The organism is Paraburkholderia sp., assembly GCF_034668105.1.
Lineage (GTDB): Bacteria > Pseudomonadota > Gammaproteobacteria > Burkholderiales > Burkholderiaceae > Paraburkholderia.
The window spans coordinates 1-4099 of sequence record NZ_JAXDPY010000659.1; the positions used below are offsets into that span (position 1 = coordinate 1).

2 protein-coding genes and 2 pseudogenes are annotated in these 4099 nt (G+C 63.3%); 3 read left to right on the forward strand and 1 reads right to left on the reverse strand.

Translation table 11 applies throughout. The features are described 5' to 3' along the window. A pseudogene (locus QOC89_RS29270) lies at nt 1-165 on the reverse strand (2-methylcitrate synthase); the annotation flags it as partial. A gap of 372 nt (nt 166-537) precedes the next feature. Here QOC89_RS29270 and prpR point away from each other — a divergent pair. The 3 genes and pseudogenes from prpR to QOC89_RS29285 all read left to right on the forward strand — a co-directional run. After that, on the forward strand, nt 538-2529 hold the full coding sequence (gene prpR / locus QOC89_RS29275; protein WP_323048231.1) for a propionate catabolism operon regulatory protein PrpR: 1992 nt from the start codon (nt 538-540) through the stop codon (nt 2527-2529). A 155-nt stretch (nt 2530-2684) separates the two neighbouring features. After that, nucleotides 2685-2903, forward strand: a pseudogene (locus QOC89_RS29280) (isocitrate/isopropylmalate family dehydrogenase); the annotation flags it as partial. A gap of 187 nt (nt 2904-3090) precedes the next feature. Beyond that, nucleotides 3091-4099, forward strand: a 1009-nt coding sequence (locus QOC89_RS29285) for an MFS transporter (RefSeq protein WP_323048232.1), incomplete at its 3' end; no start/stop codon positions are given.

Below are 4099 nucleotides of genomic sequence, written 5' to 3' on the forward strand. Positions count from 1 at the left end.
TGCACCGGCGATATCGAGAATGTCGTAGCCGCGGTAATGCAGATCATTGCCGGTCTTGCCGACCGTGCACAAAGCGGTGTTGCCAGCCGTCACGCCCGACAGCGCCACGGATTTCTTCGGTTTGAAGGCGCCTGCGCTCGGCGTGCTGTTATCGGCTTCACTCATGATTTCATCTCCAACTGCGGGGTTGCGTTCGTGCGGCATTCTGCGCGCCGAGCTTGTCATTCCGGGGGTTCCGTGCGGTGACCGGTGAAAACGGAGGCTAAGAACGCAAAGAATGGGCCATGTAGCTTCTGAGTCGCTAAGTGCCTGATTTAACAAAATTCACCTCCTGACCACCTCGCCACGGGATTTCATAAGTGAAATTACGGGTTTCAAATTCGGAAAACACGCGTGCATAATGAGCAGGCTTTCTCAGGCTTGCCGCCCTTAACGCTTCTGAGGCCGCTTCTGAGTCCGCTCCTGAGGCCGCTTTCAAGCCCCGCTCCAGGCCCGGCTTCCAAGCCCGGCCCCCAAGCACATTAACGAGCCTCCACCGTGAGCACGCCCCCCTTCGACCCCGCGCAGCGCCCTCGCATCTGGGCTGTCAGCATTAGCCGCCTGCGCGATCTGTTCTTCGACATCGCCGGCGAATACGTCGAACGCGCCGATCTGCGGATCGTCTCGCATGGCTTCGAAGATGCCGTGCATGAAGTCGACGTGGTCGGCGCCGGCCGACCGGATGTCGTCATCGCCGGCGGCTCCAACGGCGCGTATCTGAAGACGCGCGTCGGCGTCCCTGTCGTACTGATCAACCCAACCGGTTTCGACGTCATGCACGCGCTCGCGCGAGCGCGGCGCGACGGCGCGAAGGTCGCGCTCGTCACGCATGGCGACACGCCTGACGAAGTGCGCCGCTTCACGGCCGCGTACGGCATCGACGTGACGTTCGCTTCGTATCAGTCCGCGCAGGATGCGGAAAGCGTCGTGCTCGATCTGCGCGATCGAGGCGTCGACGTCGTAGTCGGTCCAGGCCTTGTCACCGATCTTGCGGCAAACGCCGGCATGGGCGCGGTGTTTCTCTATTCACGCGCATCGGTACGTGCCGCGTTCGATACCGCACTCGAAGTCGCGCAGGCCACCCGCCGCGAAACGGTGCGCCGTCAACGGCTCGACAATCTGCTGCAACATCTGCGCGACGGCGTCGTCGCACTCGATGCGCAAGGCCGCGTCGAAGCGATGAACCAGCGCCTCGCCGGCGTGCTCGGCATCGACGCCGCCCATGCGGTGGGCCGCGCGCTGCTCGACCTCGCGCCCGATCTCGCCGGCAGCTTGCCGGATTCGGACGGCGACACGTTCTGCACGGTGCGTGGCGCGAGTTATGTCGTGCATCGCGGGCCGCTTGCGAGTAGCGGCTCAGCGGCGGGCACGGTGCTGACGTTTCAGGAATCGCGCGCCGTCGAACGGCTCGACCGCACGCTGCGTTCACGGCAACGCGTGCAGCAATTCAGCGCGCGTTATCGACTCGGCGATATCGTCGGCGCGGCTGGTTCGATCGAACGGGTGCGCACGCTCGTGCAGCGTTACGCCAGGTCGGACGCCACGGTGCTGATTCTCGGCGAAAGCGGCACCGGCAAGGAGATGGTCGCACAGAGCATGCATCAGTTGAGCGCGCGGCGCGACTTCGCCTTCGTCGCTATCAATTGCGGCGCGTTTCCCGAGGCCTTGCTCGAAAGCGAATTGTTCGGCTATGAAGAAGGCGCGTTCACCGGCGCACGCAAAGGCGGCAAGGCGGGACTAATCGAAGCGGCGCACCGCGGCACGCTGTTTCTCGACGAAATCGCCGAGATGCCGTTGTCGTTGCAGAGCCGTTTGCTGCGCGTACTACAGGAACGTGAAGTCGTGCGGCTCGGCTCGACGGAGCCGACGCGCGTGGACATCCGCGTTGTCGCCGCGACGCATCGTGCATTGACCGAGGGCATCGAAGCGGGCAGCTTCCGTGCGGACCTTTACTACCGGCTCAATATTCTGAGCATCGCGCTGCCGCCGCTACGCGAGCGGCCAACCGATCTGCTGCCGCTGGCGGTGGAACTGCTTTTACAGGCGGCATCGCGTGAACCGAGGCTGGCTGCCCTGCTACCCGATGCGAAAGCCGCGGCACGTGTCCTTAACGGTCTCAGCGAACCACTCAAGCGTTATACGTGGCCTGGCAACGTGCGTGAATTGCAGAACGTGATCGAACGGATTGCGGTTGAACTGGCAGACGTAGACCTGGACGCAAACGCGAACATAGACTCAAAGGACCCGGGCAACGCCTTGGAAACCCTCTTTCCGCGAGACGTACTGCGCACCGTCGCACCTGAAATCTTCGAGCAGCCCCACGCACGCGCGAAGAAAGCGGCGCTCACGCTACGCGAGCGCAGCCGTCACGTGGAAGCCGACGAAATCCGTGCCGCGCTCGCCGCATGCGATGGCGATCGCGATACGGTTTGCCAGGCGCTCGGCATCAGCAAGACGACCTTATGGCGCAAGCTCAACGCGGCGCAGTAGCCGGCAACCCGATCACCTTCTTTCGCCGTCTTCAGAACCGCAACGCGCCTTAAACGGCAGGCATAGAATAAGCGCGATCGAACCGCCCAACAGCCTCAATGGAGAACAGAAATATGTCGAAGAAATATCGGATTGCGGTCATTCCCGGCGACGGCATCGCCGGCAAGAACATCGCCAATCCGCTTGCGATGATCTGGTCGGCCGCGATGATGCTCGACTTTCCCGGCCATCAGGAAGGCAAGGAGCGCCAGGCCCACGACGCGATTCTCGCGGCAATCGAAGCCACAGTGATCGAAGGCCCGCATACGGGCGACCTCGGCGGCAAGGCGAGTACCACCGAAGTCGGTCAGGCAGTCGCGGCGAAACTCGCCTGAACGGCTGCCCTATCAACGTTGTCGACGTTGTTGTGGTCAGCGCGCAGCCGGTTCGCCGCTAGCATCAACATCGTGCGCCGCGCCCACGCGGCGCCCGATCGTAAAAGAAAGAAGGCTCGTCACGACACGCCGTAACGGTGAGCCGTTGCTGCAAGCCTTTTACCTAATCTGCAGTCAGGAGACCATCATGAGCCGCAGCACCGCTGTGAACGTTCAAACGTTTATCAACGACCATCCCTTCTCGCCGTTCCAGTGGCTCATCTTTTTCATGTGTTTCATCATCGTCCTGCTGGACGGTTTCGACACCGCCGCAATCGGCTTCATCGCACCTTCGCTGATCGCCGAATGGGGCATCGCGAGGCCCGCACTCGCGCCGGTGCTGAGCGCGGCGCTGTTCGGCCTCGCGTGCGGCGCGCTCGTCTCAGGGCCGCTCTCCGACCGGCTCGGGCGGCGTTCCATGCTGCTCGGCTCGGTGCTGCTGTTCGGCGTGGCCTGCCTCGCCTCGGCGTTCTCGAACAGCATCGAACAACTCACAACCCTGCGCTTCATCACCGGCGTCGGCCTCGGCGCGGCCATGCCGAACGCCGTGACGATGATGGGCGAGTACTGCCCGGATCGCCGCCGCGCGACCGTGATCAATCTGATGTTCTGCGGCTTTCCGCTGGGCGCGGCCTTCGGCGGCTTTCTCGCCGCGTGGATGATTCCGCACTTCGGCTGGCGCAGTGTGCTGTTGCTCGGCGGGATCACGCCGTTGTTGCTGCTGGTCCTGCTGGCAATCCAGATGCCGGAATCGGTCCGCTACATGGTGGCTAACAGCAAACCGGTCGAACGGATTCGTGCCGCGCTGGCGCGCATTTCGAGCGAAGCGGCGCAAGCCGACAGCTTCGTCATGACCGAAACCGCGCCGCAAACGGGCGGCAAGGGCCTGGGTGTGGTGCTGTCGCGTTCGTACATCATCGGCTCGGTGATGTTGTGGATCGCCTACTTCATGGGCCTCGTGATCTTCTACGCGTCGATCAACTGGATGCCGATTCTGCTGAAGGACGCCGGCCTCACGCCGCAACGCGCGACGCTGATTTCCGCGCTGTTCCCGCTCGGCGGCGTCGGCGCCGTGCTGTGCGGCGTGCTGATGGACCGCTTCAACGCGAACCGCATTATCGCGGCGTGCTATGCGCTGACCGCCGTGAGCGTGTATT